The sequence below is a fragment of the Sphingomonas phyllosphaerae FA2 genome (assembly GCF_000427645.1).
GTDB lineage: Bacteria > Pseudomonadota > Alphaproteobacteria > Sphingomonadales > Sphingomonadaceae > Sphingomonas > Sphingomonas phyllosphaerae.
Genome location: NZ_KE386571.1, coordinates 3,774,797 through 3,799,314, shown reverse-complemented (window position 1 = coordinate 3,799,314; position 24,518 = coordinate 3,774,797). Strand labels below are relative to the sequence as shown.

The 24,518-nt window shown below is 63.8% G+C and carries 26 protein-coding genes and 1 pseudogene; 17 read left to right on the top strand and 10 right to left on the bottom strand.

Features of this window, described 5'->3' with window-relative positions; translation table 11 throughout:
- Together SPHPH_RS20275 and SPHPH_RS0118340 are read left to right on the top strand one after the other, a co-directional pair.
- Positions 1–1,166, top strand: a 1,166-nt coding sequence (locus tag SPHPH_RS20275; protein ID WP_037489952.1) for a methyl-accepting chemotaxis protein, incomplete at its 5' end; no start/stop codon positions are given.
- Positions 1,166–1,516, top strand: coding sequence for a hypothetical protein (locus tag SPHPH_RS0118340; protein WP_028967994.1), 351 nt, complete (start codon positions 1,166–1,168; stop codon positions 1,514–1,516). The genes SPHPH_RS20275 and SPHPH_RS0118340, both read left to right, overlap by 1 nt.
- 44 nt (positions 1,517–1,560) lie before the next feature.
- Here the strand turns inward: SPHPH_RS0118340 and SPHPH_RS0118335 are convergent, their stop codons facing one another.
- Positions 1,561–1,833: a hypothetical protein gene (locus SPHPH_RS0118335; protein WP_028967993.1), complete on the bottom strand. Its 273-nt coding sequence runs from the start codon at positions 1,831–1,833 to the stop codon at positions 1,561–1,563.
- Positions 1,834–2,161: 328 nt separating this feature from the next.
- Between SPHPH_RS0118335 and SPHPH_RS20930 the strand changes: the two genes are divergently transcribed.
- On the top strand, positions 2,162–2,569 hold the full coding sequence (locus SPHPH_RS20930; RefSeq protein WP_202900681.1) for an alpha/beta fold hydrolase: 408 nt from the start codon (positions 2,162–2,164) through the stop codon (positions 2,567–2,569).
- 110 nt (positions 2,570–2,679) lie between these two features.
- Here the strand turns inward: SPHPH_RS20930 and SPHPH_RS0118330 are convergent, their stop codons facing one another.
- Positions 2,680–3,567: a LysR family transcriptional regulator gene (locus SPHPH_RS0118330; RefSeq protein WP_028967992.1), complete on the bottom strand. Its 888-nt coding sequence runs from the start codon at positions 3,565–3,567 to the stop codon at positions 2,680–2,682.
- A gap of 121 nt (positions 3,568–3,688) precedes the next feature.
- Here SPHPH_RS0118330 and SPHPH_RS0118325 point away from each other — a divergent pair, with 121 nt between their 5' ends.
- The 4 genes from SPHPH_RS0118325 (at position 3,689) to SPHPH_RS0118310 (ending at position 7,061) form a co-directional block, all read left to right on the top strand.
- On the top strand, positions 3,689–4,552 hold the full coding sequence (locus SPHPH_RS0118325) for an SDR family oxidoreductase (RefSeq protein WP_028967991.1): 864 nt from the start codon (positions 3,689–3,691) through the stop codon (positions 4,550–4,552).
- 36 nt (positions 4,553–4,588) lie between these two features.
- Positions 4,589–5,062: an AtaL-like protein gene (locus SPHPH_RS0118320; protein WP_028967990.1), complete on the top strand. Its 474-nt coding sequence runs from the start codon at positions 4,589–4,591 to the stop codon at positions 5,060–5,062.
- A gap of 38 nt (positions 5,063–5,100) precedes the next feature.
- Complete coding sequence (locus SPHPH_RS0118315) at positions 5,101–5,970, top strand: SDR family oxidoreductase (RefSeq protein ID WP_238303236.1); 870 nt, start codon at positions 5,101–5,103, stop codon at positions 5,968–5,970.
- A 548-nt stretch (positions 5,971–6,518) separates the two neighbouring features.
- The gene (locus SPHPH_RS0118310; protein WP_028967988.1) at positions 6,519–7,061 is read left to right on the top strand and encodes a hypothetical protein; all 543 of its coding nucleotides are present in this window, start codon (positions 6,519–6,521) and stop codon (positions 7,059–7,061) included.
- A gap of 13 nt (positions 7,062–7,074) precedes the next feature.
- Here the strand turns inward: SPHPH_RS0118310 and SPHPH_RS21285 are convergent, their stop codons facing one another.
- Complete coding sequence (locus tag SPHPH_RS21285; RefSeq protein WP_156026119.1) at positions 7,075–7,233, bottom strand: hypothetical protein; 159 nt, start codon at positions 7,231–7,233, stop codon at positions 7,075–7,077.
- Between the two features lie 263 nt (positions 7,234–7,496).
- Here SPHPH_RS21285 and SPHPH_RS20270 point away from each other — a divergent pair, with 263 nt between their 5' ends.
- On the top strand, positions 7,497–8,225 hold the full coding sequence (locus SPHPH_RS20270; RefSeq protein ID WP_051273160.1) for a CorA family divalent cation transporter: 729 nt from the start codon (positions 7,497–7,499) through the stop codon (positions 8,223–8,225).
- Between the two features lie 56 nt (positions 8,226–8,281).
- Positions 8,282–9,447 (top strand): IS3 family transposase gene (locus SPHPH_RS0118290; protein ID WP_420329280.1). Its coding sequence is split into 2 segments (ribosomal slippage): positions 8,282–8,543 and positions 8,543–9,447, totalling 1,167 coding nucleotides; the frame shifts between segments, so codons are not numbered across the junction.
- Positions 9,448–9,624: 177 nt separating this feature from the next.
- Here SPHPH_RS0118290 and SPHPH_RS20925 read toward each other — a convergent pair.
- Positions 9,625–10,382 (bottom strand): IS5 family transposase gene (locus SPHPH_RS20925; RefSeq protein WP_156026117.1). Its coding sequence is split into 2 segments (ribosomal slippage): positions 9,625–10,061 and positions 10,061–10,382, totalling 759 coding nucleotides; the frame shifts between segments, so codons are not numbered across the junction.
- A gap of 219 nt (positions 10,383–10,601) precedes the next feature.
- Positions 10,602–11,080, bottom strand: a pseudogene (locus SPHPH_RS21630) (transposase); the annotation flags it as partial.
- Between the two features lie 85 nt (positions 11,081–11,165).
- Between SPHPH_RS21630 and SPHPH_RS0118270 the strand changes: the two are divergent.
- Positions 11,166–12,337 (top strand): IS3 family transposase gene (locus SPHPH_RS0118270; protein WP_156026115.1). Its coding sequence is split into 2 segments (ribosomal slippage): positions 11,166–11,430 and positions 11,430–12,337, totalling 1,173 coding nucleotides; the frame shifts between segments, so codons are not numbered across the junction.
- Positions 12,338–12,381: 44 nt separating this feature from the next.
- On the opposite strand, the gene SPHPH_RS0118265 is transcribed toward SPHPH_RS0118270, so the two are convergent.
- From SPHPH_RS0118265 to SPHPH_RS0118250, 4 genes are all read right to left on the bottom strand, one after another.
- Positions 12,382–12,918, bottom strand: coding sequence for an STN domain-containing protein (locus tag SPHPH_RS0118265; protein ID WP_028967984.1), 537 nt, complete (start codon positions 12,916–12,918; stop codon positions 12,382–12,384).
- Between the two features lie 210 nt (positions 12,919–13,128).
- Positions 13,129–14,037: a LysR family transcriptional regulator gene (locus SPHPH_RS0118260; protein ID WP_028967983.1), complete on the bottom strand. Its 909-nt coding sequence runs from the start codon at positions 14,035–14,037 to the stop codon at positions 13,129–13,131.
- 168 nt (positions 14,038–14,205) lie between these two features.
- Positions 14,206–15,435, bottom strand: coding sequence for an MFS transporter (locus tag SPHPH_RS20265; protein ID WP_081668696.1), 1,230 nt, complete (start codon positions 15,433–15,435; stop codon positions 14,206–14,208).
- Positions 15,436–15,590: 155 nt separating this feature from the next.
- Positions 15,591–16,562 carry an NAD-dependent epimerase/dehydratase family protein gene (locus SPHPH_RS0118250; protein WP_028967982.1) on the bottom strand — a complete coding sequence of 324 codons (972 nt, stop codon included), beginning with the start codon at positions 16,560–16,562 and terminating at the stop codon, positions 15,591–15,593.
- Between the two features lie 398 nt (positions 16,563–16,960).
- On the opposite strand from SPHPH_RS0118250, the gene SPHPH_RS0118245 reads away from it, so the two are divergent.
- The gene (locus tag SPHPH_RS0118245; protein WP_037488850.1) at positions 16,961–17,752 is read left to right on the top strand and encodes an SDR family NAD(P)-dependent oxidoreductase; all 792 of its coding nucleotides are present in this window, start codon (positions 16,961–16,963) and stop codon (positions 17,750–17,752) included.
- A 59-nt stretch (positions 17,753–17,811) separates the two neighbouring features.
- On the top strand, positions 17,812–18,582 hold the full coding sequence (locus tag SPHPH_RS0118240; protein WP_028967980.1) for an SDR family NAD(P)-dependent oxidoreductase: 771 nt from the start codon (positions 17,812–17,814) through the stop codon (positions 18,580–18,582).
- Positions 18,583–18,639: 57 nt separating this feature from the next.
- Here SPHPH_RS0118240 and SPHPH_RS0118235 read toward each other — a convergent pair whose 3' ends face one another.
- Complete coding sequence (locus tag SPHPH_RS0118235) at positions 18,640–19,050, bottom strand: winged helix-turn-helix transcriptional regulator (RefSeq protein WP_028967979.1); 411 nt, start codon at positions 19,048–19,050, stop codon at positions 18,640–18,642.
- Between the two features lie 76 nt (positions 19,051–19,126).
- Here SPHPH_RS0118235 and SPHPH_RS0118230 point away from each other — a divergent pair, with 76 nt between their 5' ends.
- From SPHPH_RS0118230 to paoC, 5 genes are all read left to right on the top strand, one after another.
- Positions 19,127–19,780: a DsbA family oxidoreductase gene (locus tag SPHPH_RS0118230; protein WP_028967978.1), complete on the top strand. Its 654-nt coding sequence runs from the start codon at positions 19,127–19,129 to the stop codon at positions 19,778–19,780.
- Positions 19,777–20,421: an NAD(P)-dependent oxidoreductase gene (locus SPHPH_RS20915; RefSeq protein ID WP_081668695.1), complete on the top strand. Its 645-nt coding sequence runs from the start codon at positions 19,777–19,779 to the stop codon at positions 20,419–20,421. Before SPHPH_RS0118230 ends, SPHPH_RS20915 begins: the two co-directional genes overlap by 4 nt.
- A gap of 186 nt (positions 20,422–20,607) precedes the next feature.
- Positions 20,608–21,246 (top strand): aldehyde dehydrogenase iron-sulfur subunit PaoA, encoded by a 639-nt coding sequence (gene paoA / locus SPHPH_RS0118225; RefSeq protein ID WP_028967977.1) that lies wholly within the window; start codon positions 20,608–20,610, stop codon positions 21,244–21,246.
- A complete protein-coding gene (locus SPHPH_RS0118220) occupies positions 21,243–22,196 on the top strand; it encodes an FAD binding domain-containing protein (RefSeq protein WP_028967976.1) in 954 nt (317 codons plus the stop codon). Before paoA ends, SPHPH_RS0118220 begins: the two co-directional genes overlap by 4 nt.
- The gene (gene paoC / locus SPHPH_RS0118215; RefSeq protein ID WP_028967975.1) at positions 22,193–24,403 is read left to right on the top strand and encodes an aldehyde oxidoreductase molybdenum-binding subunit PaoC; all 2,211 of its coding nucleotides are present in this window, start codon (positions 22,193–22,195) and stop codon (positions 24,401–24,403) included. Before SPHPH_RS0118220 ends, paoC begins: the two co-directional genes overlap by 4 nt.
- Positions 24,404–24,518 lie beyond the last annotated feature (115 nt).

Here is a 24,518-nt window from a genome sequence, read left to right as displayed (position 1 = left end):
CGCTAGCAGCGGGCGATCTCGACGCCGCCATCCTGTTCGCCGACCATCGCGACTGCGTTGGGCGGATGAGTCGGGCAATGCGGGTCTTTCGCGACAATGCCGAGACGATCCGGCGCGCCACCGCGGATTCGCAGGCGATGGTCGAGGCGCTGGGCTCCGGGCTCGAGCGGATGGCGTCGGGCGACCTGACGCTGGAGATCAAGGCGCCGCTGGCCGGGCAGTTCGAAACCGTCCGCCACGACTTCAACGCCGCCATAACAGCAATGGCTTCGACGCTGAACAATGTGTCGGTGGTTGCGGACGGCATCAACAGCGGTAGCGCTGACATCCGCGCCGCGTCAGACGATCTGTCGCGTCGGACTGAGCAGCAGGCGGCGGCGCTCGAGGAAACCGCCGCGGCGATGGATGAAATCACGGCCACGGTCCGCCAGACAGCCGAGGGCGCGAACAAGGCCAGCGCGCTGGTGCTGCAGGCACGCAGCGAGGCGCATTCGTCCGGCGAGATCGTCGACCGCGCCGTGACCGCGATGGACGGGATCGAGCGCACGTCGGTCGAGATCGGTGAGATCATCAGCGTCATCGACGGGATCGCCTTCCAGACCAACTTGCTGGCACTCAATGCCGGCGTCGAGGCGGCGCGCGCCGGGGACGCCGGCAAGGGTTTCGCGGTGGTCGCTTCCGAGGTGCGCGCGCTTGCACAGCGCTCGGCGGATGCGGCCAAGGACGTCAAGGCGCGCATCGCCGCCTCCACCGTGCAGGTCGAGGCCGGGGTCGAGCTGGTGAGCGCCACGGGATCGGCGTTGCGCGGGATCATCGGGCGTGTCGAGGAGATCAACACGATCGTCTCGACGATCGCCGCCTCGGCTGAGCAGCAGGCGATCGGTCTCCAGCAGGTCAATTCCGCCATCTCGGAGATGGACGGCGTGACGCAGCAGAATGCGGCGATGGTGGAAGAGGCGACCGCGGCGACGCGCACACTGGCTTCGGAGGCGCAGGATCTGGCAACGGAAGTCGCACGGTTCACGCTTGCCGAGCAGAGCGGCCGTCAGGCCGTGCCGCAGCGCCACGCAGCGGACCGGCGTCATTCGAAGCTCCAGATCGTGCACTCAGCCCCACGGATAGCTGCGCTGCGCCAGACCGCGCAGGAAGATTGGGCGTCCTTCTGATGCCGCTACAGATCCAGAAGCGAGCCAGCTATATTCTTGTCCATGGCAGCGGCCTGGCGACGCTGGCCGAAGCGCAGCATCACTTCCGTGAGCTATCGACGTTGCTGGTCGCAGAGCGCCGCACCGCGCAGGGCGTGTGCCTGATGATTGACCTAAGGCTGGCAGAGGCACATCCGCCCGAAGTCGCCGGTCACATCGAGAAGGTCTTGCCGGTGCTATACCGCAAGAATGACCGCGTCGCGGTCGTGGTGCGCGACTCCGCCCGAAAGAACCATACGAAACGCTCGCACGATCCTCTCTACTCGGATGTCTTCCTCACGCAGGAGGCGGCCGAGGCGTATCTGGCATGATCGCCACACGCCGCCTGAAGGTCGTTCGCAGCCAGCGGCGGCCTTCAGAGCCGGGCACTGACGCCGACGCGAATGCGGCGGTCGGCGGGAATGGGCGAGGAATAGACGCCTTGCGCCGCGGTCAAGTTCTCACCGGCCACATAGATCTCCGCCCGCGTCCCGACCGCACGTGTCAGCTTCGCATCGACGCTGACTGATGTTGGCACCTCGATCGAGATGAGGTTGGTATCCGGCAGGAAGCTACTCTGTCGGCTGGACGTCGCCAAATGGGTCACCACAGCGGCCGACCATACATCGTCCTTGTAATCCGCCGTCACGTTAGCGCGGTGGCGCGGCGTCGCCGTTTTGGGGAAAAGCGCGTAATATGCCGCGTCACGGTTTGCGGGGATGTTCTCATCAAGCCGGGCAAGGCTGTAGTTGGCCGACCAGCCGATCCTGGATCGAATGCGCCGGTGCTGTCAAAGCAATTGCACATGGCCGATTGAAGGCGAGCTTCTTGCCCATTTTCCTGCTGTTTAGCGGGCAAAAAGGAGCCGACCTCGGGAAATACCAAGCAAGTTCGCAGCACTGACAGCTCGGCCAGCATAGCTGAGGCGACGGAAAACACCAACCCTGCTCGGCTCTCGATCAAGCCGGTACGTTGGTTTGACAGTACCCTTCGTCGGCTTCGAGGGGACCCGGCAGCGCCAACTTGGCACCAGCCCCAACCCCGAGCGCTACAATCCCGATAGTTGGGAGGACGAGTTCGCATGGCTATCGAAGCCGGGGCAACGTGAGATCCAGGCCAAGCTCCTTTACGACTATCGCACCAATGTTGCTTCTTATCCCCGCTGGCAGGCATGGCTCAGGGAACACCAGCCTAAGATGCTGGTGCTGTGGGGTCGGTATGACCCCTCGTTTATCGTCCCCGGAGCGCAAGCCTACCAACGTGATGTGCCGGGCGCTGAATTGCATATTTTAAATGCCGGTCACTTTGCACTCGACGAGAATACAGAGGAGGTTGCAGAACTCACTCGCAATTTTATGACTAAGGTTCATCCTAACAGACAGTAATCTGCCAACCCGCCTTGGAGAACGGTTCTCGAAGCTCACCACCGAAGAGCATAATGAGAGTCAGCCAGCTTCCGGTGGTAACCTCATGCCGCCCATCGTCCGTCCGACTTTCAGCCGACGTAGGCGGCCAGTTCCTCGGGCGTGCCGCTCGGGAATGCCTGCCTCAGATGATCGAGGAAGGCGGCGACGCGGGCGCTGAGCAGCCGCCGCGTCGGATAGAGTGTCCACAGGGCGATCTCCGGCGTGTCGACCTCGCCCCACTGGACCAGCGTTCCGTTCGCCAGGTCGTGGCTGACCAGCGAGATCGGCAACCGCCCTGCGCCCACGCCCGCGCGCACGGCGTCGCGCACCATAATCAGGGAAGACAGGCCCAGCACCGGATCGACCGGGATGGCGGCGATGCCGTCGTCAGTCCTGACCCGCCACGTCTGCCGATCACCGGTCGTGCGAACCACGGCCGGAACAGGCTCCGTCCCCTGCGGGCGCGAGAGGGCGGGGTTTGCGACGACGACCAGCCGATCTCGCAGGAAGGCGCGACCGACCAGGTTCTCGTCGGCATCGGGGTTCACCCGGATCACGAGGTCATAGCCCTCCTCGATCATGTCCACCGCCCGGTCGTCGGTGGTCACCTCCAGCCGAACCGCCGGGTGCTTCAGCGCGAACTCCGCGGCCAACCGGCCCATCGCGGTCTGCGCGAACAGCAGCGGCGCGCTGATCCGCAGCCGCCCCTTGGGCGCGTGCCCGCCCGAGGCAATCGCCGCGGCGCTCTCCTCCAGCTCGGTCAGCAACATGCCGGTGCGCGCGAACAGCGCGCGGCCTTCCTCCGTCAGCTTCAGGTCGCGGGCGCCGCGCTCGAACAGCCTGAGATCGAGCGCGGCCTCCAGTTCCGAAACCCGCCGGGACAGCGTAGCCTTGGGCCGGTTCGCGGCGCGCGCTGCGCGGCCGAAACCGCCGTGACGGGCGACCAGCGTGAAGTCGGCAAGCGCGAGCAGATCCATGACGTTCCACCAGTGAGACGGTCCGTCCAATACTAGCGCCTATTCGATCACATGTGGATCACTCATTTGTCGGTCAGCGAAACGGCTCATCCCCGAGCCGTTCAACCAAGGAGCGACCACCATGACCATCCTCGTGACCGGTGCCACCGGCAATGTCGGCCGCAACGTCGTCGACCAGCTCGTCAGCCGCGGCGCTGACGTCCGCGCGCTGGTGCGCGATCCCGCCAAGGCGAGCTTCCCGGCGGGCGTCGAGGTGGTCCAGGGCGACCTGCTCGACGTGGACAGCTTGCGTGCCGCCATGTCGGGCGTCTCCACGCTGTTCCTCTTGAACGGGGTGGTGGCGGACGAGTTCACCCAGGCGGTAATCGCGCTCAACGTCGCCCGCGAGATGGAGATCGAGCGGCTTGTCTACCTGTCGGTGATCCACAGCGACGTCTACGTGAACGTGCCGCATTTCGCGGGCAAGTTCGGCGTCGAGCGAATGATCGAAGCGACGGGTATGCCCGCCACCATCCTGCGCCCGGCCTATTACATGGACAACGAGATCACGATCAAGGACGTGGTGACCAGCTACGGCATCTATCCAATGCCGATCGGCGACAAGGGGCTCGCCATGATCGACGCGCGCGACGTCGGCGAGGTCGCCGCGATCGAACTGGTCCGCCGCGAGGACGCCGCCGAGCCGCTGCCAACCACCTACATCAACCTGGTCGGTCCCGACACGCTGACCGGCGACGATGCGGCTGCGATCTGGTCGGACGTGCTCGGCCGCCCCATCGCCTTTCCCGGCAACGACACCGCCGGGTTCGAGCAGAACCTGCGTGCCTTCATGCCGAGCTGGATGGCGTACGACATGCGCCAGATGGCCGAGCGCTTCCAGAGCGACGGCATGATACCCGCGGCGGGCGACGTCGAGCGGCTGACCGCGCTGCTCGGCCGCCCGCTGCGCACCTATCGCGAGCACGTCGCGCAGATCGCCAATTGAGCTTCCCCCCGACACATACGAATAAGGACCACCGTCATGATCTACTCGACCGCCACCGTGCCCGTGAACCCCGAAGGTGAGACGCCGCTGACCCGTGACCAGGTGTGGCAGGGGCTGGAGCGCAAGGCGCGCGACGCCCGCCTGTTCTTGCCGCCCGGGCTGTGCACGCGCTGCGACGTCACCGAGGAAAGCGCCACGCATTTCTTCCGCGAGGCGACGATCGGCGGGCAGGATCTGCGCGAGATCATCGTGCTGGAGCCCGGCCGCAAGGTCACCTTCTTCCAGGCGACCGGCCCGCGTGAGGGCGTCATCGTCAACGAGCTGTTCGAGGACGAGGCGGGCGCGCTCCAGTTGAAGTTCTACTGTTATCTCGGCCTGCGCGACAAGCAGCCGGGCGGCCCCGAGGAGCAGGCCGAGCAGGCGCAGTTCGACAGCGACGCCGGCTACAAGGCCGCATTGCTGTCGACCTTGAAGTGCACCCGCGAGCTGCTGACTGACGACCCCCGCTGAGCGCCGGCACCGGAGTGGAAGGCGGCGGCGGGGCGGCCATGCGCGCCTTCGCCCTCCCTCCGGGATCCCTTGCGACCAAGGCTCCGACCCTGCCCTTTCAACACCATGCCCATCTTCGAAGGATTCATCGCATGAACACGCTCCTCGTCACCGGCAGTTCGTCCGGCTTTGGGCTTGAGACGGCCCGCCTTTTCCATGATCGCGGCTGGACCGTCATCGCGACGATGCGCACGCCGCGCCACGACGTGCTGCCGGCATCCGATCGAATGCGGGTGGTCGCGCTCGACGTCACCGATGCCGCCGGCATCGCCCGTGCGGTCAACGAAGCCGGGCCGGTCGACGTCCTCGTCAACAATGCCGGCGCGGGTCTGATGGGCGCGCTTGAAGGCGTGTCGATCGACGCCACACGCGGGCTGTTCGAGCTCAACACGTTCGGCACGATAGCGATGGCCCAAGCGATGCTGCCCGGCTTTCGGGCCCAGGGATCGGGCGTGATCGTCAACGTCTCCTCCGCGGTGACGCTGAAGCCCTTGCCGCTATTGTCCGCCTACACCGCCAGCAAGGCGGCCGTGGAGGCGTTCAGCGCAGGCCTAGCGCTGGAAGTGGAGCCGTTCGGCATCCGGGTGCGGCTGATCGTCCCCGGCCGCGCGCCGGAAACGTCGTTCAGCGCGACGGCGCGTGCCAAGTCGCAGAGCGGCATACCCGAAGCCTATGCCGCATGGGCCAGGCAGACGTTCGCCGCGGCATCGCAGCCCCCGGTCGAGGTCACCACCGCGCACGACGTGGCGCAAGCCGTCTGGCACGCTGCGACCGATGCGTCGTCCTCGTTCCGCATCCCCGCCGGTGCGGACGCAATGACGCTCGCCGCACAGGTGGCTCTAGCGCCCTCGCGATCCACGTCAGTCTGACCGTCACGTTCTCCCAGAGACGAAGGTCGAACAGGACGACTCAGGGAACTCCCGTCTTCCTCAATCGTCCGGCGGGCCGGCCTCCCCAAATCTGTTCCCGATTGCGTTTTCCCGCAACGGTCTGTTGAACATGGAGAAACGGGACTGCTGAGGGTTGGCGGATCGGCCGGTTTCGGGATGCCGAGCCGATTCACAGAATGGCCGGAAATGGCTCGCTACCGGCCGGGCAGCCTAGCGGCCGCGAGGACCCAGAAACGGTCATTCGCTGCCTCTCTTCAGCTTACCAATTTCTGCCGTTTATTCATGGTGCATCGGAGCAGGTGCTCGGCCTCGGCTTGCCCGCGCGGATCACGGACATATTCCGGCACGATGCTCTGCCTTCTTGGCACATCGGCGATCTTCTCCGGGCCACATCACGCTCAGCAGCCTGCGATGCGGAGGCGCGGGCATAATCACAGCACTATGCGGGTGCTATGTAATTAGCTGAAATCGACCTCGAAATGCTATGTCGAGGGCGATAACTGGATTGCCACATCGAGGGTTCTGGCATGGTAGCGTGGCATCGGTCGCGGCGCGCCGACATCGTTCTGCGCGCCACCGGACTTCTTCTTTGCTGGGTGAGTTACACCGCAATTTCGCGGCTCGTCGCCATGCACGTGCCACCGCAGAAGGCCGGCGTCCTTGCCTACGGGATCGCCGCGGTCGGCTTCATGGCCGCGAGCGCCGGCAGCGCGCTTACCCTCCTGGGTCATCATTTTTTCGATGAAATCGAGGTGAGCGCCCGCTGGCGGGGGCGCCCCGACCTGAACGTCTTCTCTCCGTCAGAAGGTAGCATCGCGATGGACATCCCGGAACCGGCCATGCTGGTCGTAGGCCGTGACATTGATGGTGACTGGACCGTCCGTGAGAGCGCCGGAATGCTCCTCGGGCGCTTCTCATCGGCACAGGCAGCGCAGCGTTTTGCCGAAGCGGAGCGGCGTGGACGAACATCGATCTCGGTCGCGATGTCGGCAGGAACTCCCCGCCGGATTGAGGGCCGGCTTAGCCTGGTCTGCGATCGGACGCTGAAAGGCAGCATGGCCCGTGGGTAAGCTCCCACCGCGGTTACTTGGTGTCGTACTGCTTGAGTGTTCCGGCGGATCGACGCTGGTCCATCGCAGCGTGTCCGAGGCGGCGCGGCATGGTCCTGCGCAGACCGCCGAGTTCGGTCTTGCCCTGCTGACGTTCATCCTCGCCAGCACCGGCATGCTGCTTCTGGTCCATGGCGCCAAGCTGTTCAAGCCGGCGCCTTCTCGCCTCCGAAGTGCGGAGCAGCGTGCCCGAAGCGCGTTCCGATCGCGCCTAGGGGCTCCGATCGCACCACAGGGCCGGGCGTTCGATACGCGGCATGGCGCTTCGATGATGCAGGCGCGGCACCGGATGGGACTGTCGCGGCATGCCCGATTGGTGGCCAGATCCGATGCTCGGAATTCAGAACGGACCCTCATCGACTGGACATCAGCTCCTCGGCGCTGATCAGGAAACCCATGCCTGTCATCGCCGCCTATCTGTACCGCCATGGCCGCCGTGTTCGCGAGATCGCGATCGACGAACGGGTTGATTGCCCCTGCGACCGATCGGAGTTCGTCTGGATCGGGCTGACCGATCCGTGTGCCGACGAGATCGACACGCTGCAGCGCCTCTACAATCTTCACCCGCTTGCGGTCGAGGATGCGCTGAAGGACGGGCAGCTGCCGAAGGTCGACGTCTACGGCGATCAGCTGTTCGTCATCGGCCGGACCGCCCATCTGTGCGACGGGCACATCGTCTACGGGCAGACGGCCGCCTTCCTTGGACACAGCCATATCATCACCGTACGGCAGGGCTCGACAAGATCCTACAAGCCGCTGCGCGAGCATCTGGAGGCCGCACCCGACCTGCTGGGAAAGGGTGGCGACTATGTCCTCCATGCCATCCTCGACTTCATCGTCGACGGCTATCTGCCGCTGATGACCGCCCTCGCGGAGGAAGTCGCGAGCATGGAGCAGCGGATGCTCGACACCTTCCTCGATCGCGCCGAGATCGCTCGCATCTTTTCGCTGCGACGTGAGCTGATGCGCTTCGATCGCATTCTGGTGCCTATGGAGGAGGTTGCCCGCAAGCTATCCAAGAACGAATTGCCGTGCGTCGATGCCGAGACTCGGCTGTACTTCCGCGATGTGCTGGATCACGTCCGCAGGGTCGAGACGATGGCGAGCGGCTTGCGTGTGACGTGACCCCCGTTTCTTCATCCAGTTGGAGCTAGAGACCGGCCCTTGAAGGGACGGACGGAATGAAGCGGAAGCAGTTTTTGGAAGAGCAGATCATCGGCATCCTGAAGGAGGCCGAGGCGGGTGCAGTGGTGACGGAGCTTTGCCGCAAGCACGGTATGTCGAGCGCGACGTACTATGCCTGGAAGGCGAAGTTCGGCGGCCTGGAGGTATCCGACGCGAAGCGTCTGCGGTCGCTCGAGGAGGAGAATGCTCGACTGAAGCGGCTGCTCGCGGACACGATGCTGGACAATGCGGGGTTGAAAGACCTGCTGTCAAAAAAGTGGTGACGCCCGCCGCGAAGCGGCAAGCGGTCGCCCATCTCCAGGCGACGCTGGGGATGAGCGAGCGGCGGGCGTGCATGGTCATCGGAGCGAACCGCACGAGCATGCGGTATCGCTCGTGCCGGGCGGATGATGGCGACCTGCGGTCGCGTTTGCGTGAGCTGGCGCAGCAGCGCCGGCGGTTCGGCTATCGTCGGCTGCACATCCTGCTTCGCCGGGATGGCATCACGATCAACCGCAAGAAGACCCAGCGGCTCTATCGCGAGGAAGGGCTGACGGTCAGGCGTCGGAAGGGGCGAAGGCGAGCGGTTGGCGCACGGGCGCCCGCGCCGGTGCTGGCGCTCCCCAATCAGCGCTGGAGCCTGGACTTCGTGCACGACCAGCTCGTCACCGGCCGGCGCTTCCGCGTGCTCAACATCGTCGACGACGTGACGCGCGAATGCCTCCGGGCGGTGGCCGATACGTCGATCTCAGGCCGGCGGGTCGTGCGCGAGTTGACCGCTCTGATCGCCGAGCGTGGCAAACCGACGATGATCGTCAGCGACAACGGGACCGAGCTGACGTCGAACGCGGTGCTCGCCTGGTCCGGTGAGGTTGGCGTCGAGTGGCATTACATCGCGCCGGGCAAGCCGACGCAGAACGGGTTCGTCGAGAGCTTCAATGGTCGCATGCGCGACGAACTGCTCAACGAGACGCTGTTCTTCACCATCGGTCAGGCCCGCTCGATCCTGGCGCGCTGGGTCGACGACTACAACACCGAGCGGCTGCACTCGTCGCTCGGCTACGCTACCCCGGCTGCGTTCGCTGCCGGGCTCGAACAGCAACGGACGGGGTTAACCCCGTCCGTTGCTTCACCTGCGCTCATGCGCAACAACACCGGTCGGTCTCTGGTTGCCGCTGGATGAAAGACTGGGGTCACGTCAAGGGCATGTCCTCCGTCGGCCTTGCGTGCTGGCGTGTGTCCGGAACGCACGACAGCCCCGTCTCTGTCGAGACGGGGCTGTCGTGTGTGTTGGTTGCGGGGACATGCCGCCACTTTGATTTGCTAACCCGCTGTCGCTGCTAGGGTCAGGACTCATTGGTCATAGCCAGAAGATGACGGTGGCTGCGAGCGCAACGGCGGAGAAGAAGACCGTGGAGCATCGGTCGTAGCGGGTGGCGACGCGGCGCCAGTCCTTCAGCCGGCCAAACATGATCTCGATGCGGCTGCGGCGCCGGTAGCGGCGCTTGTCGTATCTGACCGGCTCGTTGCGCGATCTGCGGCCCGGTATGCAGGGCTGGATGCCCTTGGCTTCCAGGGCGTCCCTGAACCAGTCTGCGTCATAACCACGGTCGCCAAGCAGCCACTGTGCCTTCGGCAGATCGTCAAGCAAGGCTGCTGCGCCGGTGTAGTCGCTGACCTGCCCGGCGGTCATGAAGAAGCTCAAGGGTCGCCCGTCCGCATCGCTGACGGCGTGCAGCTTGGTGTTCATGCCGCCTTTCGTGCGGCCGATCAGGCGGCCGAGATCCCCTTTTTTACCCGCAAACTCGATGCCGTGCGGTGTGCCTTCAGGTAGGTCGCGTCGATCATGACCGTCTTCGGTACGGCTGCCGCTGCCGCGAGTCCCTCCATTATGCGCAAGAAGACACCCTTCTCGCCCCACCGCTTCCAGCGATTGTAGAGCGTCTTGTGCGGGCCATAGTCCTTCGGGGCATCACACCAGCGCAGCCCGTTGCGGTTGACGAAAACGATGCCGCTCAGCACCCGCCGGTCGTCCACACGCGGCTTGCCATGGCTCTTGGGAAAGAACGGTTGCAGACGCGCCATCTGCTCATCCGTCAGCCAGTACAGGTCGCTCATCCACGGTCTCCTCACAGAGCCTGAATCAGATCGAGCCTCTCACATCAATGGGTCCTGACCCTAGGTGCCTACTCCCACGGTCTGATAAGGCCATCCTCTTGTTCAAAATGGAAGGAGCCGTATGGGACAGCTACGTCATGGGTGCGCCACGACGACGCACGCCGTTTGAACAGCATTACAGTGAGCAGTCCCGAGCGGGTGGTCCGGGTAGATAGAATGGTGCATAATCGTCTCCGGCGCCATTGCCGGCCGCAGGTGGAGCGAAGCGGAACCGGAGACCGGAAATTGAGGCGTCGCCGCATTTTGGTGCGGGTGGGCGATAGCCCAACCTGAGATCTGGTCGGATAGTGTTGTGGTGGCGCCGCCACGCCTCGATCAGCACTCCGGCCTTGGCGAGGCGTAGAAGATACCTCCGTTAAGCAGCTCGTCTCACAGCGATTCACTGACGCTCTCATTGCTACCAATTCCAATTGCGAGTCCAGTGTGAAATAGAGCGTCTTCACGCCGATCTGCCGAAGCGATCTTCGGACTGCGGTGGCGATGGACTCGTTACCGTTGTCTGATCTGATATGTGCAGGCGGGCCCCGGTCAATGAACAGCTCGACTAACGCCGCCAGCACATCTTCGTGGAGCTGACGGGCAACCACCAACGCCAGGCACTCGCGGCTGCCCTCGTCGTCGATCGTGAGGATGCGGAACCCTTCGGCAAGTTCAGGAAAGTGAGCTGCCCCCTTCTGAGTGGTCCATCGACTATGACAGTCTGGATCGAGGAAGGGACGAGGAATGCCAGCGAAGAAGCACAAGCCCGAGGAGATCATCGGCAAGCTGCGTGAGGTTGAGATCATGCTGGGCCAGGGCGGCACGACGGCCGAGGCATGCCGGCGCATCGCAGTCAGCGAGCAGACCTATTACCGATGGCGCAAGGAATATGGTGGTCTGAAGACGGATCAGGCGCGTCGGATGAAGGACCTGGAGAAGGAGAACCTCCGGCTGCGTCGCGCGATCTCGGACCTGACATTGGACAAGCTGATCCTGCAGGAGGCGGCGCGGGGAAACTTCTGAGCCCCGCACGGCGCCGGCGGTGCATCGACCAGGTGCGTGAGGTGCTGGATGTGTCCGAGCGACGGGTGTGCCGCGTCCTCGGGCAGCATCGGTCGACGCAGCGCAAAGTGCCGTGTGGGGCAGATGACGAGGAGGCGCTGACCGACGACATCGTCGCGCTGGCCAGGCAGTACGGGCGCTACGGCTATCGCCGGGTAACCGCACTGCTGCATGCGGCCGGCTGGTCGGTGAACCACAAACGGGTGGAACGGATCTGGCGACGCGAGGGGCTGAAGGTGCCTCAGCGACAGCCGAAACGTGGTCGGCTGTGGTTGAACGATGGCTCGTGTATTCGGCTGCGGCCGGAATATCCCGGGCACATCTGGGCGTACGACTTTGTCGAGGCACGGACGCACGACGGGCGCAAGTTCCACATCCTCACGATCATCGACGAGGCCAGCCGCGAGTGCCTGGCGCTGGTGGTCGCCCGTCAGCTTCGCCACGAAGATGTGCTGGCGGCCCTGGCCGAGCTGTTCATTGACCGGGGCCCGCCTGCCCATATCAGATCGGACAACGGCAGCGAGTTCATCGCCACCGCAGTCCAGAAATGGCTTGGGCAGATCGGCGTGAACACGCTCTACATCACGCCAGGCTCGCCATGGGAGAACGGCTACAACGAGAGCTTCAATGGCTCGCTGCGTGACGAGCTGCTTAACGGAGAGATCTTCTACAGCCTCGCCGAGGCCAGAATGCTGATCGAGGCGTGGCGGCGCCACTACAACACCATCCAGCCACATAGCAGCCTGGGCTATCGCCCACCCGCACCAGAAGCGGCGACGCCGCCATTGCCGGCCTCCGGTTCCGCTTCGCTCCACCTGCGCCCGGCAATGGCGGCGGAGACGACAATGCACTAACTATCTACCCGGACCACCCGGTGGGGGCTGCTCATCCGCGCTGCTCAGCGCAGCCGCTGATCTACCCTATCCACCGTGGAGCGATAGTTGGAGAGTTCGGCAGCGCTCAAAAAGCCCTGATCACGTACGTTAATCGCGACACCCTCCCGCACCGCGGCCAACTGGCGGCGGAAGCTCGTCGCCTGCGCGTTCGTCAGCCGCCCAGCCTTCTGGCCCGCTGCGATACGCGCCTGGCTCTTTGCGATCCGACCAGCAAAGAAATGTTGCTGGTCGCGGTTGATCTGCCAGCGCCCTTGGACCGGACTCGCCTCGAGCCCGGTGCCCTTGACCGACCGGAAGATCGCTTCGTCGGTCGTGACGTTACCCCTGAGAACGGAGGCACGCTTTCCTGCAACCTGCCGCGGATTGGCTTCAATCGTGCAGCCAGTGGCACGTGACAGCATCTTGATGCGCTCGGCCAGCGTTTGACCCGGCAACTGCAAACGCGTCGGTCCGGGGCGGCACTCGGCCGTAGCCGAGTTGGCGATGACAGAGCCAGAAGTAGCTGCCAAGACGCTCGCAATTACGATTTTGATCTGCATTTCACTTTCCTGCTTTGCGGATTAGTCCGCGATTGATGCGTAACGGTTGACGGGTGTACCGCTCCCGAACGGATGATATCTTACTCGGAGAAGACACCGCTTGGTACGCCGTCAGGCGAGCGGTTCTTTGCTGTGGTATCTGGAGTATTTGAGCCTGAGCGCCCCACGTAGCTGCTGATGCGGCACGCACGTTCGGTGATCGGTAACTCCTTACAGGCCTAGCGGCCGGACCTCCCGTATCAGTTCGATGAGAAGGCGAAGCCCGAGTGGCACTTGCCGTCGACTTGAATAGTAGATCTGGTAGTGTTCGTCGCCAACCGCCCAGTCGTTCAATACAATGCGAAGCTGCCCCTTCTCGACGAAAGGTATGAACACTGGCTCAATGCAATACATTAGGCTGGTGCCTGCGGTAGCCATCGCCAGCATGGTCGCGCGATCACTCGTGACAAACTGTGTCGGCACTGGGATCGAGAACTCACCATCTGGGCCCTTGAACTCCCATTGATAAATGCGCCCATCGCCGAGCCGACCACTGACGCAACGATGATGCTTCAGGTCGTGAGGCGTCTCAGGGACGCCGTGGCGATCGAAATAGGCTGGCGCTCCCGCAACCACCCAGCGCATGTCGCTTGAGATGCGTTGAGCCACCATGTCCTCGCCAACGGTCCCGCTGATCCGAATGCCGGCATCAAAGCCCTCCGCGGTGATGTCCACGAGCCGATCGGTTGCCTCGATCTCGACCTCGATCTCAGGATAACGCTCCGCGAAGAGCGCTAGTACCGGCGGCAGGATAGTGTGTGCCGCGTCCACCTGGGCGTTGATCCGGATACGCCCCATCGGCGAGTCCCGGTGCTTGTTCAACCGTTCGACGGCTTGATCAATCGCACTGAGCGGCAGCTCGATAGCATCGCGAAGTTCCTCCCCGGCTGCTGTCAACGTCACACTGCGGTTCGTCCGATTTATCAGCCGAACACCGAGCCGGGCTTCCAGTCCCTTCAGCGCATGACTCATCGCTGAGGGGCTCAACTCCAACTCGAGGCCCGCCAACCGAAAGCTTCGGTGCTTGGCGATCGCCAGAAAGTAGGAGAAATCGGTCAGCTGTGAACGAGCTACTGGCATCTTTCGGGTCCCAAAGATTCTTTTCGTCACTGCCGTTCGCCGCATCTCCGGCGTGGCGCTGCCGTGTCGCTTCAGCTTCTGCGAAGCCTGCCACCAACGTGCCGCGCAAGCGACGACTATTCGCAGCGGGGATCCACACGTAGGATCACTGATCGGATGGCGGCTCGTTCAGCAGCTGGCGCAGAGAGCCGGTCGGCCTTGCGGACGCATTGCGAACCAGGCGATGCAAGCAGTGCTGAACAGCAACGCCGCACTGGTGAGGAATTCAGTCCTCATCCCCAGTGTGTCGAAGACGATGCCCCCGATGCCGGACCCTAGCGTGATAGCCAGCTGCGCGGCAGCGACCATTAGCCCGCCGCCCGCTTCCGCCTCGTCAGGCACAGCGCGCGAGAGCCAGGTCCACCATGCCACGGGTGCCGCAGTGCCCGTCAGCCCCCACATCGCGAGCAGACCGAACGCGGCCGGCGTGGAGCCACCGAAGATCGTTAGCGCGACTGCAACGGCCGCCATGATCGCCGGCAAGATGGCGAGCATCAGATAGAGCCGGTCGTCATCGAGGAAACGGCCAATGACGACCGTGCCGATGAAGCCGGATACGCCGATCACCAGCAGCATCAGCGAGATCATCGACACGCCGAGCCCGGTCACATGCTCCAAGAAGGGGCGGAGGAAGGTGAACAGCGCGAAATGGCCGGCGAAGAAGAGCAGCACGCCCAGCAGGCCTGTCACCAGCGCGGGCCTTCGCAGCAGCGCAAAGACCTTCGTGCCGCCAGCGTTGCACGCGGCGGGGAGCGACGGCACCGTGACGAACTGCCAGACCAGCGCCAATAGGCCGAGCGGAACGGCGACGAGGAACGTGCCCCGCCACCCGATCAGGCTACCGAGGAAGCTGCCGAGCGGTGCGGCGAGCGTCGAGGCAAGCGCGTTGCCGCCGTTGACGATTGCGAGTGCCTTGGGAACGGCATCCTGCGGGACTAGCCGCATGGCGATGGCCGCCGACATCGACCAGAACCCGCCGATTGCAACGCCGAGCAGCGCACGCCCGGCCATCAGGATCGGGAAGCTCGGCGCGGTTGCCACGATCGCGCCGGACACCATCAGGAGGACGGTGAGGCCGAGCAAAACGATGCGCCGGTCGATCGCACCAAAGATGTTGGTGACGAGCAGGCTCGTGCCCAGCGCGAACAGGCCAGATGCGGCAATTGCCTGTCCGACCTGCCCGGGGGACAGATCGAGCGTGGCGGCGATCGGGCTCAACAAGCTGATCGGCATGAACTCGGACGCGACCAGCACGAAGCTGCACAGCGCCAGCGCATAGACGGCGCTCCAGCGCACCGGGGTGCCATCCTCGCCCGACGGGGAATGGTTGCCCGCTGTCGCGGACGTGAAGCCGCTCATACGGGCTTCTCCTTTTCAATCATATTTTGGAGGGCGCCCGGGCTGCGCGCGGGGGAAGACGCGCAACCCAGGCGCACGCGGCGCCGTTCGAGAGGGGGGCTGTGGCGGCGCCGCCACCCGTCAGCGTGACGGGTAAGTCTGAGACGACCGGGCGATCAGTTCCAGGCCGCTGGCTTCTCAACCTTGCCGTTATCGATCAGCCAAGCGATCGACTCCTTCACGCACGCGATGCTGCTGTAGGCAGGCTCGTAACCGAGCAAGCGGCGCGCCTTCGCGATCGAAAGGCACGAGCTGCGTGCGAAATGCTCCCAGGAGTGGTGCGCCTCTTCGGCCGGCTGCTGCTTCATCCACTCCTCGTACGGGAGGTAGGCGATCTTCGGCTCGAGACCGAACCATTTGAAGATTTCCTCGGCATAGCCGCGCAGGTTCAGCGCCGTGTCCGACACGGCGTTGAAGGTCTCGCCGACCGCTACACTGCGGTTGGTGATGGCGCGCTGCACGAGCTGTGCAATGTCAGCGGCATGGACATGGTTGACCGTCTCCAGCCCAAGGTTCGGCAGCGTGATTTCCTCGCCCCGCGCCATTTGAGAGAAGATCGCCTCTTTGTTGGTGCCGTGCGGGGTGATGGGCGTCCATCCTTCCCCGACGATCTGACCAGGGCGGAAGATCGTTGCCGGAAAACCTGAGGTACGTGCCTCGTGCATCAGCCACTTCTCAATCTCGGCCTTGTCGATGCCATACTCGCCGAACGGGTTCATTGGCTCGTTCTCGTCCGCCGGCACTGCGGCCGTGTGCCCGTAGACCCACAGAGTGCTGCAATGGAGGAAGTGCTCGATCTTGCCGCGTAGCGCCTCCACCAGTGGCTTCGTGCTTGCCAGCTTGAAGGAGATGAGGTCGATGACGACGTCCGGCTTCAGCCCGACGATCCGGTTGGCGAAAGTGCCAGCCTCCTCTTCAGCCTGACGATCGGCGGTAACCTGCTCGACGCGGTCCCAGGCTGCATGGTGAGAATAGCTCTTCGCTTGCCCCCGGCTGACGCTCACCACGTCGTGCCCTTGTTCGACCAGCGCAGGAACCAGGTAGGTGCCGACATGGCCGGTGCCACCAATGACGATGATCCGCGACATAACTCTTCTCCGCTTTGATAGTGGTGCCGTGCTGTCACACGGTGCGTTCTGAAGAGGTAACGACTGGACGCATGCTTTGCCCTCCCACGCTTGGTCAACGCAGCAGTGAAAATTCTTCACCTTAATGGTTGAATGACGCTCACCTTTGCAAACGGGCGCTCAAACCCGATTAGTGCAGGATTTTCACCGTCGCAATGAGCACTCGCGTTGAGCGCTTTTGCGTCGCGCTGAGTTACTCATATCGAACTGCGTAGCTCGATAACAGCAGATCAGAACGCCTTTAGCAAATGTCACAACACGAAGCGATATCGTCTTCGTGCGATAAGCGCATTGCGTAAAATCTGGCGATCTGTGGGTTCGGCACCGCCCAGAAATCAACAGAGTATCAGGAGCATTTTATGACAAGCCTCTTCGACTTCGGAACCGGGGTGACCTACGACTTCACCAGCAAGGTCGCCTTCGTTACTGGTGCACAGCAAGGCATCGGCTTCGCTGCGGCATGCGGTTATGCCCAATCAGGGGCGGCCGTCATGCTGGCTGACATCGACGAGGACAAAGTCCACGCGGCAGCCGAGAAGATCAACGAAGCAGGCTACCGGGCAATGGGCGTCGTTTGCGACGTCTCGGACGAGGCTCAGGTCGCCGCGGCAATCGACAAGACCGTCTCAGCATTCGGGCGGCTCGACTTCGCCTACAACAACGCTGGTGTGCAGGCTCCCAAGCAGGACATTGCCGATCAGCCCGCGGAAGAATTCGATCGCGTCGTCGCGATCAACCTGCGGGGCCTTTGGGCGAGCATGAAGCACGAGCTGAAGCACATGCGGGCGCAGGGAAGCGGGGCGATCGTCAACTGCGCCTCAGTCGGAGGTCTCGTAGGCACCGCCGATCTCGACGCCTACACCGCAACCAAGCATGGCGTAATCGGCATCACCCGCAGCACCGCCCTGACCTACGCCTCGCGGGGCATTCAGATCAACGCCGTCTGCCCCGGCATGATCGAGACTCCCATGGTCGCCTCCATGCTGGAAACGCAGCCTGAGGCCATGGAGGAAATCAAGCGCTTCCAGGTCATCGGACGCGTCGGCAAGCCCGAAGAGGTGGCAGCCGCGGTATTGTGGCTTTCCAGTCCGGCCGCACGCTTCGTCCACGGCGCGTATCTCGCCATCGACGGCGGCTTTTCCGCGAACTGACTCCCTTTGCGACAGCCCGAGCGCAGGCTGTCGCCACCCAGCATCATGAGGAATTCCAGATGACCAAGCTACTCGAGGGCAAGACCGCCATTATCACCGGTGCGACCGAGGGCATCGGTCGGGCCACGGCCGAACTGTTCCTGCGGCATGGTGCCAACGTCGTCGCGACCGGACGCCGTCAGGAGAAACTGGATCAGCTTGTCACCGACCTTGGGCGTTCGGGTGGCCGGATCATTGGCGTCAACGCTGACTCATCCGATCCGCTGGCGCCCAAACTCACCTTCATCAAGGCCGTCGAGGCGTTCGGGCGAGTGGACATCCTCGTCAACAACGCCGGCATGGGCGAGATGATGGCGATCGAGGAAACCACCGACGAACACTTCGACAAGGTGGTGCAGGCCAATTTCGGCAGCGTGTTTCGCCATTGCCGCGAAGCCGTTCAGCACTTCATGCCCCGCGGCGAAGGTGCGATCGTTAACGTCACATCGATCAACGGCTCGCTGCCGCTCTGTGGCCTTGCCTACACCTCGACCAAGGGCGCGGTGAACACGATGACCAAAAGCATCGCGGTCCGTTTCACCGGCACGGGTATCCGGTGCAACGCCGTCGCGCCCGGCTTCGTCGACACGCCCATGACGAAGAAGGCTCGTGGCGGAGAGATGGACGAGGGATCGATGTTCCCGTTCAACGAGATCTACGGCAACACCGATATCAAGGACACCACCGCAGACGAGCAGGCGAACGCCATCCTCTTCTTCGCGAGCGACATGAGCAAGGCAGTCACTGGCCGCGTCCTCGTAGTCGACAACGGCACCTTCATGGCCGCCTGAGCGGCCGTGATCGCCCGAGGCTGCCGCGCGTTAGGGCGTGCCTCGGGCAGGTTGCCCTCAAGGAAGCGCTGCGCGCTCCGCTGCTCCCTCATCCGTCCTAGCGGCGGCACGAGCGGTTTCAATTTCGGCGCGATGATCGCGTGCCCACTCAAACAGGGCAACCAGCGGATCGATCAGGGTACGGCCGAGCGGCGTCAGCTCGTAGTCGACCCGTGGCGGGATCGTTGGGTAAAGTGTTCGCAATACCAGCCCGTCCTCGACAAGCCCCTTCAGCGTCAGCGTGAGCATCCTCTGCGAGATGCCTTCAACCGTGCGCCGCAGAGCATTGTAGCGCAGAGGTCCTCCCGCCAGCGCGCCGACCACCAGCACCGTCCATTTGTCTCCGATCCTGGCCAAGATCGGGGCAAGCTCCCGGCATCGCGGCAATTCCTGCGTGGTGTCGGGAACAGCGATGTTCGCTGCGGTCATCGATGTGCCTCCTTGCGAGCTCTCCGTCCAGGTATCAATCTAGTGTAACGAACAGAAGTAGCCCGGCGGATATACCATGACTATCACTACGATCGATCTCTACACGGATATCAGTTGCCCTTGGTGCCTCATTGGGCAGCATCGCCTCGAGAAGGTGCTGGCGGAGCGCTTCCCTCAGGTTGAAGCCGACATCGTACACCATCCTGTTTTGCTGCTGCCTGACTGTCCACCAGAAGGCATGGCGATCGTCGACATGCTACGCTCGCGCTACGGCATCACCGATCCGGCCCAGGCATGGGCGCGGCCGGAAGCAGAAGCACGCCTATCAGGCCTTGATCTTGATTTACGGCGCCAACCGCGCGTTTACCGCACGCAAGCTGCACAAACCCTCATCCGCCATGCACGGTCGCGGGGGACCCAGCACGGTCTGTCTGTCGCCCTGATCAAAGCGTACTTCCTCGACGCTCGGGACATTTCGGCCGTGGATGTGCTCGCCGACGTGGCGGGGCGATATGGCTTCGGCTCCGGTGAGGTGCGCGCGCTATGCGAGAACGAGCGCGAACTGCTGGAGACAGAAGCAGATGCGCGTCGCTCCAGCACGTCGGGTGTGCGATCGGTGCCGCACTTCGTTTTCGCTAGCGGACTGGAGCTGGTTGGCGGCCAGAGCGAGGACGCAATAGCGGCGGCCCTCGACAACGTCTTCCACCGTGGCGCGGAGGCGCGGGCATGAAGGTATCCGTCTTTGGAGCAACGGGTAAAACAGGCGTACTGCTCGTGCGTCGCCTGATTGACGCCGGACACACGGTGACCGTCTATGCGCGAAATCCCGACAAGATGCCGCTCCACGATCACCGCCTCGAGATGGTGCAAGGGCGACTTGATGAGCCAGAGCGGATCGAGCAGGCGATCATCGGCTGTGACGCGGTTATCAGCGTGTTGGGACCTGTCGCTGGCTCATCAGGCAGACCCATAACGGCGGGTATGCGGCTGATTGTCGATGCGATGCAGCGTCACGGCGTTCGCCGGTTGGTCGCAACATCGACCCCCAGCGTTGCCGATCCTCAGGACCGCTTCTCATTACCCTTCACCCTTGCTGTTGCGTTGATCCGAACACTGCAACGGTCGGCCTATGATGATATCATCGGCGCTGCTGCGGTGATCCAGGCAAGCGATCTGGACTGGACGCTTGTCCGCCTGCCAATGCTTTCAGACGCAGTCGTCGATCAAAGGCCCGCGGCCGGTTACGTTGGAATGCGAGGATTGCGCCTCTTCTCCCTCTCGCGAACCGCTCTTACGATCTTTCTAGAAGGTCAGCTTGCAGACCGAAGTTGGCTACGGCAATCTCCCTTGGTCTCGAATCCACGCAGCTAGATCTGCTGTCGACCAGCTTCCGCCTGGCATGGTGCGATATTTTCACCGCTGCATTGAACGACATGCGCGACGCAAATAGCTCTCGAATGAGTTACTCACGCTAGAAGGTCTTGCGAGGCCGCCACTTAACTCTCGAGCAACTCATCAACGTGGGCGCGATCGTGCTTGCGGGAAGGAAGCTGTACCATGTCCAACCCCTCCGAGCTGGAGCTTTCCAGGCGCGGTGTTCTAACGGTTGGCGCCGTCACCGCAATTGGTGTTTCCGCGCCGGTCCTGGCTGCGAGCGAGAACGCGACAACAGGCGCGAGCACGCCGACAATACCGGTGTCTTTTGAGGTCAATGGTAAGGCCGAGCACCTATCACTCGACCCGCGCACCACCCTGTTGGATGCGCTTCGCGAGCATCTACACCTGACAGGTACAAAGAAGGGCTGTGATCACGGTCAGTGTGGTGCCTGCACGGTGTTGGTGGGCGGCGTGCGGATCAACTCGTGCCTGACGCTTGCCGCGATGCACGAGGGCGACACGATCACGACGATCGAGGGGCTGGGGTCGCCCGAGAAGCTTCACCCGATGCAGGCTGCCTTCGTGAAGCACGACGGCTATCAATGCGGCTACTGCACGCCGGGTCAGATTTGCTCGGCTGTAGCGGTTCTGGACGAGATCAAGCGCGGCGTTCCCAGCCACGTCTCCGCCAACCTCACCGACCGTCCGCGCGCAACCGGCGCGGAGATGCGCGAGCGCATGAGCGGCAATATCTGCCGCTGCGGCGCCTATTCAAACATCGCTGAAGCGATGGCCGAAGTGGCGGGAGCGCGCGCATGAAGGCGTTCACCTTCGAGCGCGCGACGTCTGTCCAGGATGCCGCAGCCAAGGCGGGCTCGGTGCAAGGAGCCAGGTTCATCGCTGGCGGCACCAACCTTCTCGACCTGATGAAGATCGAGGTGGAGACCCCTACCCATCTGATCGACGTCAACGGGCTTGGCTTCGACAAGATCGAGAAGACCCGAGAGGGAGGCGTGCGGATCGGCGCGCTCGTGAGCAACACGGCGCTCGCGGCCGACATGCGGATCCGCCGGGATTACGGCGTTCTGTCTCGTGCTTTGCTGGCCGGCGCGAGCGGCCAGCTCCGCAACAAGGCGACGACGGCGGGCAATCTGCTTCAGCGCACCCGGTGCCCCTACTTTTACGACACCAACCAGGCCTGCAATAAACGCAAGCCGGGCTCCGGCTGCGCGGCCATCGGCGGCTATTCGCGCCAGCTCGCGGTGATCGGGTCGAGCGACAAGTGCATCGCCACGCATCCCTCCGACATGGCGGTAGCAATGCGTGTCCTCGATGCGACCGTTGAGACGGTCGACGGCGCCGGCCAGACCCGGACCATTCCCATCGCTGACTTCCACCGCTTGCCCGGCGACACGCCGCACATCGATACGAACCTGAAGGCGGGCGAGTTTATCACCGCCGTGACCCTACCGCGGCCGCTCGGGGGCGAGCACGTCTACGAGAAGGTTCGCGATCGGGCGTCCTATGCGTTTGCTCTCGTATCGGTCGCGGCCGTGATCCAGCGGGACGGCACTGGCCGCGTGGCGGTAGGCGGTGTCGCTCACAAGCCGTGGCGCATCGAGGCTGCCGATGCGGCAATGCCGCAGGGCCCTCAGGCGATCGCGAGCCGATTGCTCGCAGGCGCCCGACCCACACACGAGAACGCCTTCAAGGTGCCGCTGGTCGAGCGAACCCTGGCGGCTGTTATCAGCGAAGCGAGGGCCGCATGAAGTTCGACACCCCAGCGGGCGCCAATCCGACCGATCGTATGGCTGTTCTTGGCAAAGCGCATACCCACGTCGAGGGCCCCCTGAAGACGACGGGTCGCGCCAAGTACGCGGCCGAGTTCCAGGATGCCGGACCGGACCTGGCTTACGGCTACATCCTCGGCGCGGCTGTGGCCAAAGGGCGCATCAACAGCATCGATACATCTGCCGCCCGCGCGGCCCCAGGCGTCATCACCATCGTGACGTACAAGACCGTGAAACCCCTCAAGACGGGTGGCTTCTTCGTGCAGCGGATGCTCGCGGGGCCTCAGGTCGACAATTACCATCAGGCCGTCGCTGTGGTTGTAGCAGAAACGTTCGAGCAGGCGCGTGCAGCGTCTGCCCTGATCCGGGTCGATTACGCTCGTGAGAAGGGCAGCTACGATTTGGCCGCCTCCAAGGACACCGCCCCACCTAGCCCCACGGAGGAGTTTGGCGGTCCGCCCGTTATCCGGGTCGGCAACTTCGAGCGCGCTTTTGCGGCAGCGCCGGTGAAGGTCGACGAGACCTACACCACGCCGGATCAGGCCCATGCGATGATGGAGCCGCACGCCACGATCGCGCGCTGGGACGGCGACAAGCTGACCTGCTGGAGCCCGATTCAGCAGCTCGACATGGGCAAGCGCGATCTCGGCATGATCATCGGCGTGCCCAAGGACAACATCCGCCTCATCACCCCGTTCATCGGCGGAGGCTTTGGCGGCAAGGGGACGACCCAGAGTGATCTGGCGCTGGCAGCGGTGGCCGCACGCCAAGCAGGGCGGCCGGTCAAGCTGGCGCTCCAGCGACCGCTCATGTTCAACAACACCACGCATCGTCCCAAGACGATCCAGCGGATCAGGCTAGCGGCCGGACGTGACGGGAAACTCACCGCCGTCAGCCATGATAGCTGGTCGGGCAATCAGCCCGGCGGTCGTACCGAGCCGACCGCTCTCGGCACTCGCTTCCTTTATGGTGGCGAGAACAGGCTGTTCCAGCGCTACCTCGCCAGGCTCGACCTAGCGGAGGGCAATGCCCTGCGCGCGCCGGGCGAGGCGCCGGGGATGATGGCGCTCGAAATCGCGATGGACGAGTTGGCGGAGAAACTCGGCATGGACCCGGTGCGGCTCCGCGTCCTCAATGACATCCAGCACGATCCGGAGAAGCCGGAGCGCCGCTTCTCTTCCCGGCCGTTCGTGCAATGCCTGGAGGAAGGCGCGCGACGTTTCGGGTGGCAGGATCGCCCTACCGCGCCGGCCAGCCGTCGTGACGGTCGCTGGCTGATCGGCATGGGCATGGCTGCGGCCATCCGTGGTGCGCCAATCGCCAAGGCTGGTGCCCGCGTTAGGCTTGATCGCGCCGGCATCGTCACCGTCGAGACCGACATGACCGACCTTGGGACCGGCAGCTACACCATCATCGCGCAGACTGCGGCCGAGATGATGGGTGTGCCCATCGAACGGGTGAACGCGAAGCTTGGCGACTCCACCTTCCCGATGACGCCCGGGTCGGGTGGTCAGCTTGGTGCAGCATCGTCGACCGCTGGCGTTTACGCGGCCTGCATGAAGCTGCGCGAGACGATCGCGCAACGTCTCGGCTTCAACAGCGGGGATGTCGACTTCTCGGACGGCCAGGTGCGGTCGGGTGAACGTTCGGTGCCGCTGACGGACGCAGCGCGCCAGGGCGACGTCGTGGCTGAGGACAGCATGGAATATGGCGATCTTGCCAAACGCTTTGAGCAGCAGACCTTCGGTGCGCACTTCGCCGAGGTGGCAGTCGATCGCTTCACCGGTGTCACCCGGGTGCGCCGGATGCTGGCGGTTTGCGCGGGCGGCCGCATCCTCAACCCGCTGACCGCGCGCAGTCAGGTGATTGGTGGCATGACGATGGGGATAGGCGCGGCACTGATGGAAGAGATGGCGGTGGACACCCGCTTTGGCTTCTTCGTCAACCACGATCTCGCCGGCTACGAGGTGCCGGTTCATGCCGACGTACCGCATCTCGATGCCTATTTCGTGGACGAGATCGACGCGACCATGTCGCCAGTGAAGGCCAAGGGCGTCGGCGAGCTCGGCCTGTCTGGCGTCGCCCCTGCGATCGCTAACGCGATCTACAATGCCACCGGGGTTCGCGTCCGCGAATACCCGATGACGCTCGATAAGCATCTCGACCAGCTGCCGACGATCGCGTGACTACAGCGCTCTGCCGAAGTGGGACGAAGATACGCCGGCTACACCCATTCGGGCGCGGTGGCCGGCCTTCATCGTCGATGCTCTCGGCCGCAATCGCCGTCGGTGGACGAAGGCA

What these genes read in the sequence shown, in the direction of transcription:
- SPHPH_RS0118340 (WP_028967994.1), top strand. Translation starts at nt 1,166, where the DNA reads ATGCCGCTACAGATCCAGAAGCGAGCCAGCTATATTCTTGTCCATGGC.
- SPHPH_RS0118330 (WP_028967992.1), bottom strand. Translation starts at nt 3,567, where the DNA reads ATGGATCTGCTCGCGCTTGCCGACTTCACGCTGGTCGCCCGTCACGGC.
- SPHPH_RS0118325 (WP_028967991.1), top strand. Translation starts at nt 3,689, where the DNA reads ATGACCATCCTCGTGACCGGTGCCACCGGCAATGTCGGCCGCAACGTC.
- SPHPH_RS0118320 (WP_028967990.1), top strand. Translation starts at nt 4,589, where the DNA reads ATGATCTACTCGACCGCCACCGTGCCCGTGAACCCCGAAGGTGAGACG.
- SPHPH_RS0118315 (WP_238303236.1), top strand. Translation starts at nt 5,101, where the DNA reads ATGCGCGCCTTCGCCCTCCCTCCGGGATCCCTTGCGACCAAGGCTCCG.
- SPHPH_RS0118310 (WP_028967988.1), top strand. Translation starts at nt 6,519, where the DNA reads ATGGTAGCGTGGCATCGGTCGCGGCGCGCCGACATCGTTCTGCGCGCC.
- SPHPH_RS21285 (WP_156026119.1), bottom strand. Translation starts at nt 7,233, where the DNA reads ATGGACCAGAAGCAGCATGCCGGTGCTGGCGAGGATGAACGTCAGCAG.
- SPHPH_RS20270 (WP_051273160.1), top strand. Translation starts at nt 7,497, where the DNA reads ATGCCTGTCATCGCCGCCTATCTGTACCGCCATGGCCGCCGTGTTCGC.
- SPHPH_RS0118265 (WP_028967984.1), bottom strand. Translation starts at nt 12,918, where the DNA reads ATGCAGATCAAAATCGTAATTGCGAGCGTCTTGGCAGCTACTTCTGGC.
- SPHPH_RS0118260 (WP_028967983.1), bottom strand. Translation starts at nt 14,037, where the DNA reads ATGCCAGTAGCTCGTTCACAGCTGACCGATTTCTCCTACTTTCTGGCG.
- SPHPH_RS20265 (WP_081668696.1), bottom strand. Translation starts at nt 15,435, where the DNA reads ATGAGCGGCTTCACGTCCGCGACAGCGGGCAACCATTCCCCGTCGGGC.
- SPHPH_RS0118250 (WP_028967982.1), bottom strand. Translation starts at nt 16,562, where the DNA reads ATGTCGCGGATCATCGTCATTGGTGGCACCGGCCATGTCGGCACCTAC.
- SPHPH_RS0118245 (WP_037488850.1), top strand. Translation starts at nt 16,961, where the DNA reads ATGACAAGCCTCTTCGACTTCGGAACCGGGGTGACCTACGACTTCACC.
- SPHPH_RS0118240 (WP_028967980.1), top strand. Translation starts at nt 17,812, where the DNA reads ATGACCAAGCTACTCGAGGGCAAGACCGCCATTATCACCGGTGCGACC.
- SPHPH_RS0118235 (WP_028967979.1), bottom strand. Translation starts at nt 19,050, where the DNA reads ATGACCGCAGCGAACATCGCTGTTCCCGACACCACGCAGGAATTGCCG.
- SPHPH_RS0118230 (WP_028967978.1), top strand. Translation starts at nt 19,127, where the DNA reads ATGACTATCACTACGATCGATCTCTACACGGATATCAGTTGCCCTTGG.
- SPHPH_RS20915 (WP_081668695.1), top strand. Translation starts at nt 19,777, where the DNA reads ATGAAGGTATCCGTCTTTGGAGCAACGGGTAAAACAGGCGTACTGCTC.
- paoA (WP_028967977.1), top strand. Translation starts at nt 20,608, where the DNA reads ATGTCCAACCCCTCCGAGCTGGAGCTTTCCAGGCGCGGTGTTCTAACG.
- SPHPH_RS0118220 (WP_028967976.1), top strand. Translation starts at nt 21,243, where the DNA reads ATGAAGGCGTTCACCTTCGAGCGCGCGACGTCTGTCCAGGATGCCGCA.
- paoC (WP_028967975.1), top strand. Translation starts at nt 22,193, where the DNA reads ATGAAGTTCGACACCCCAGCGGGCGCCAATCCGACCGATCGTATGGCT.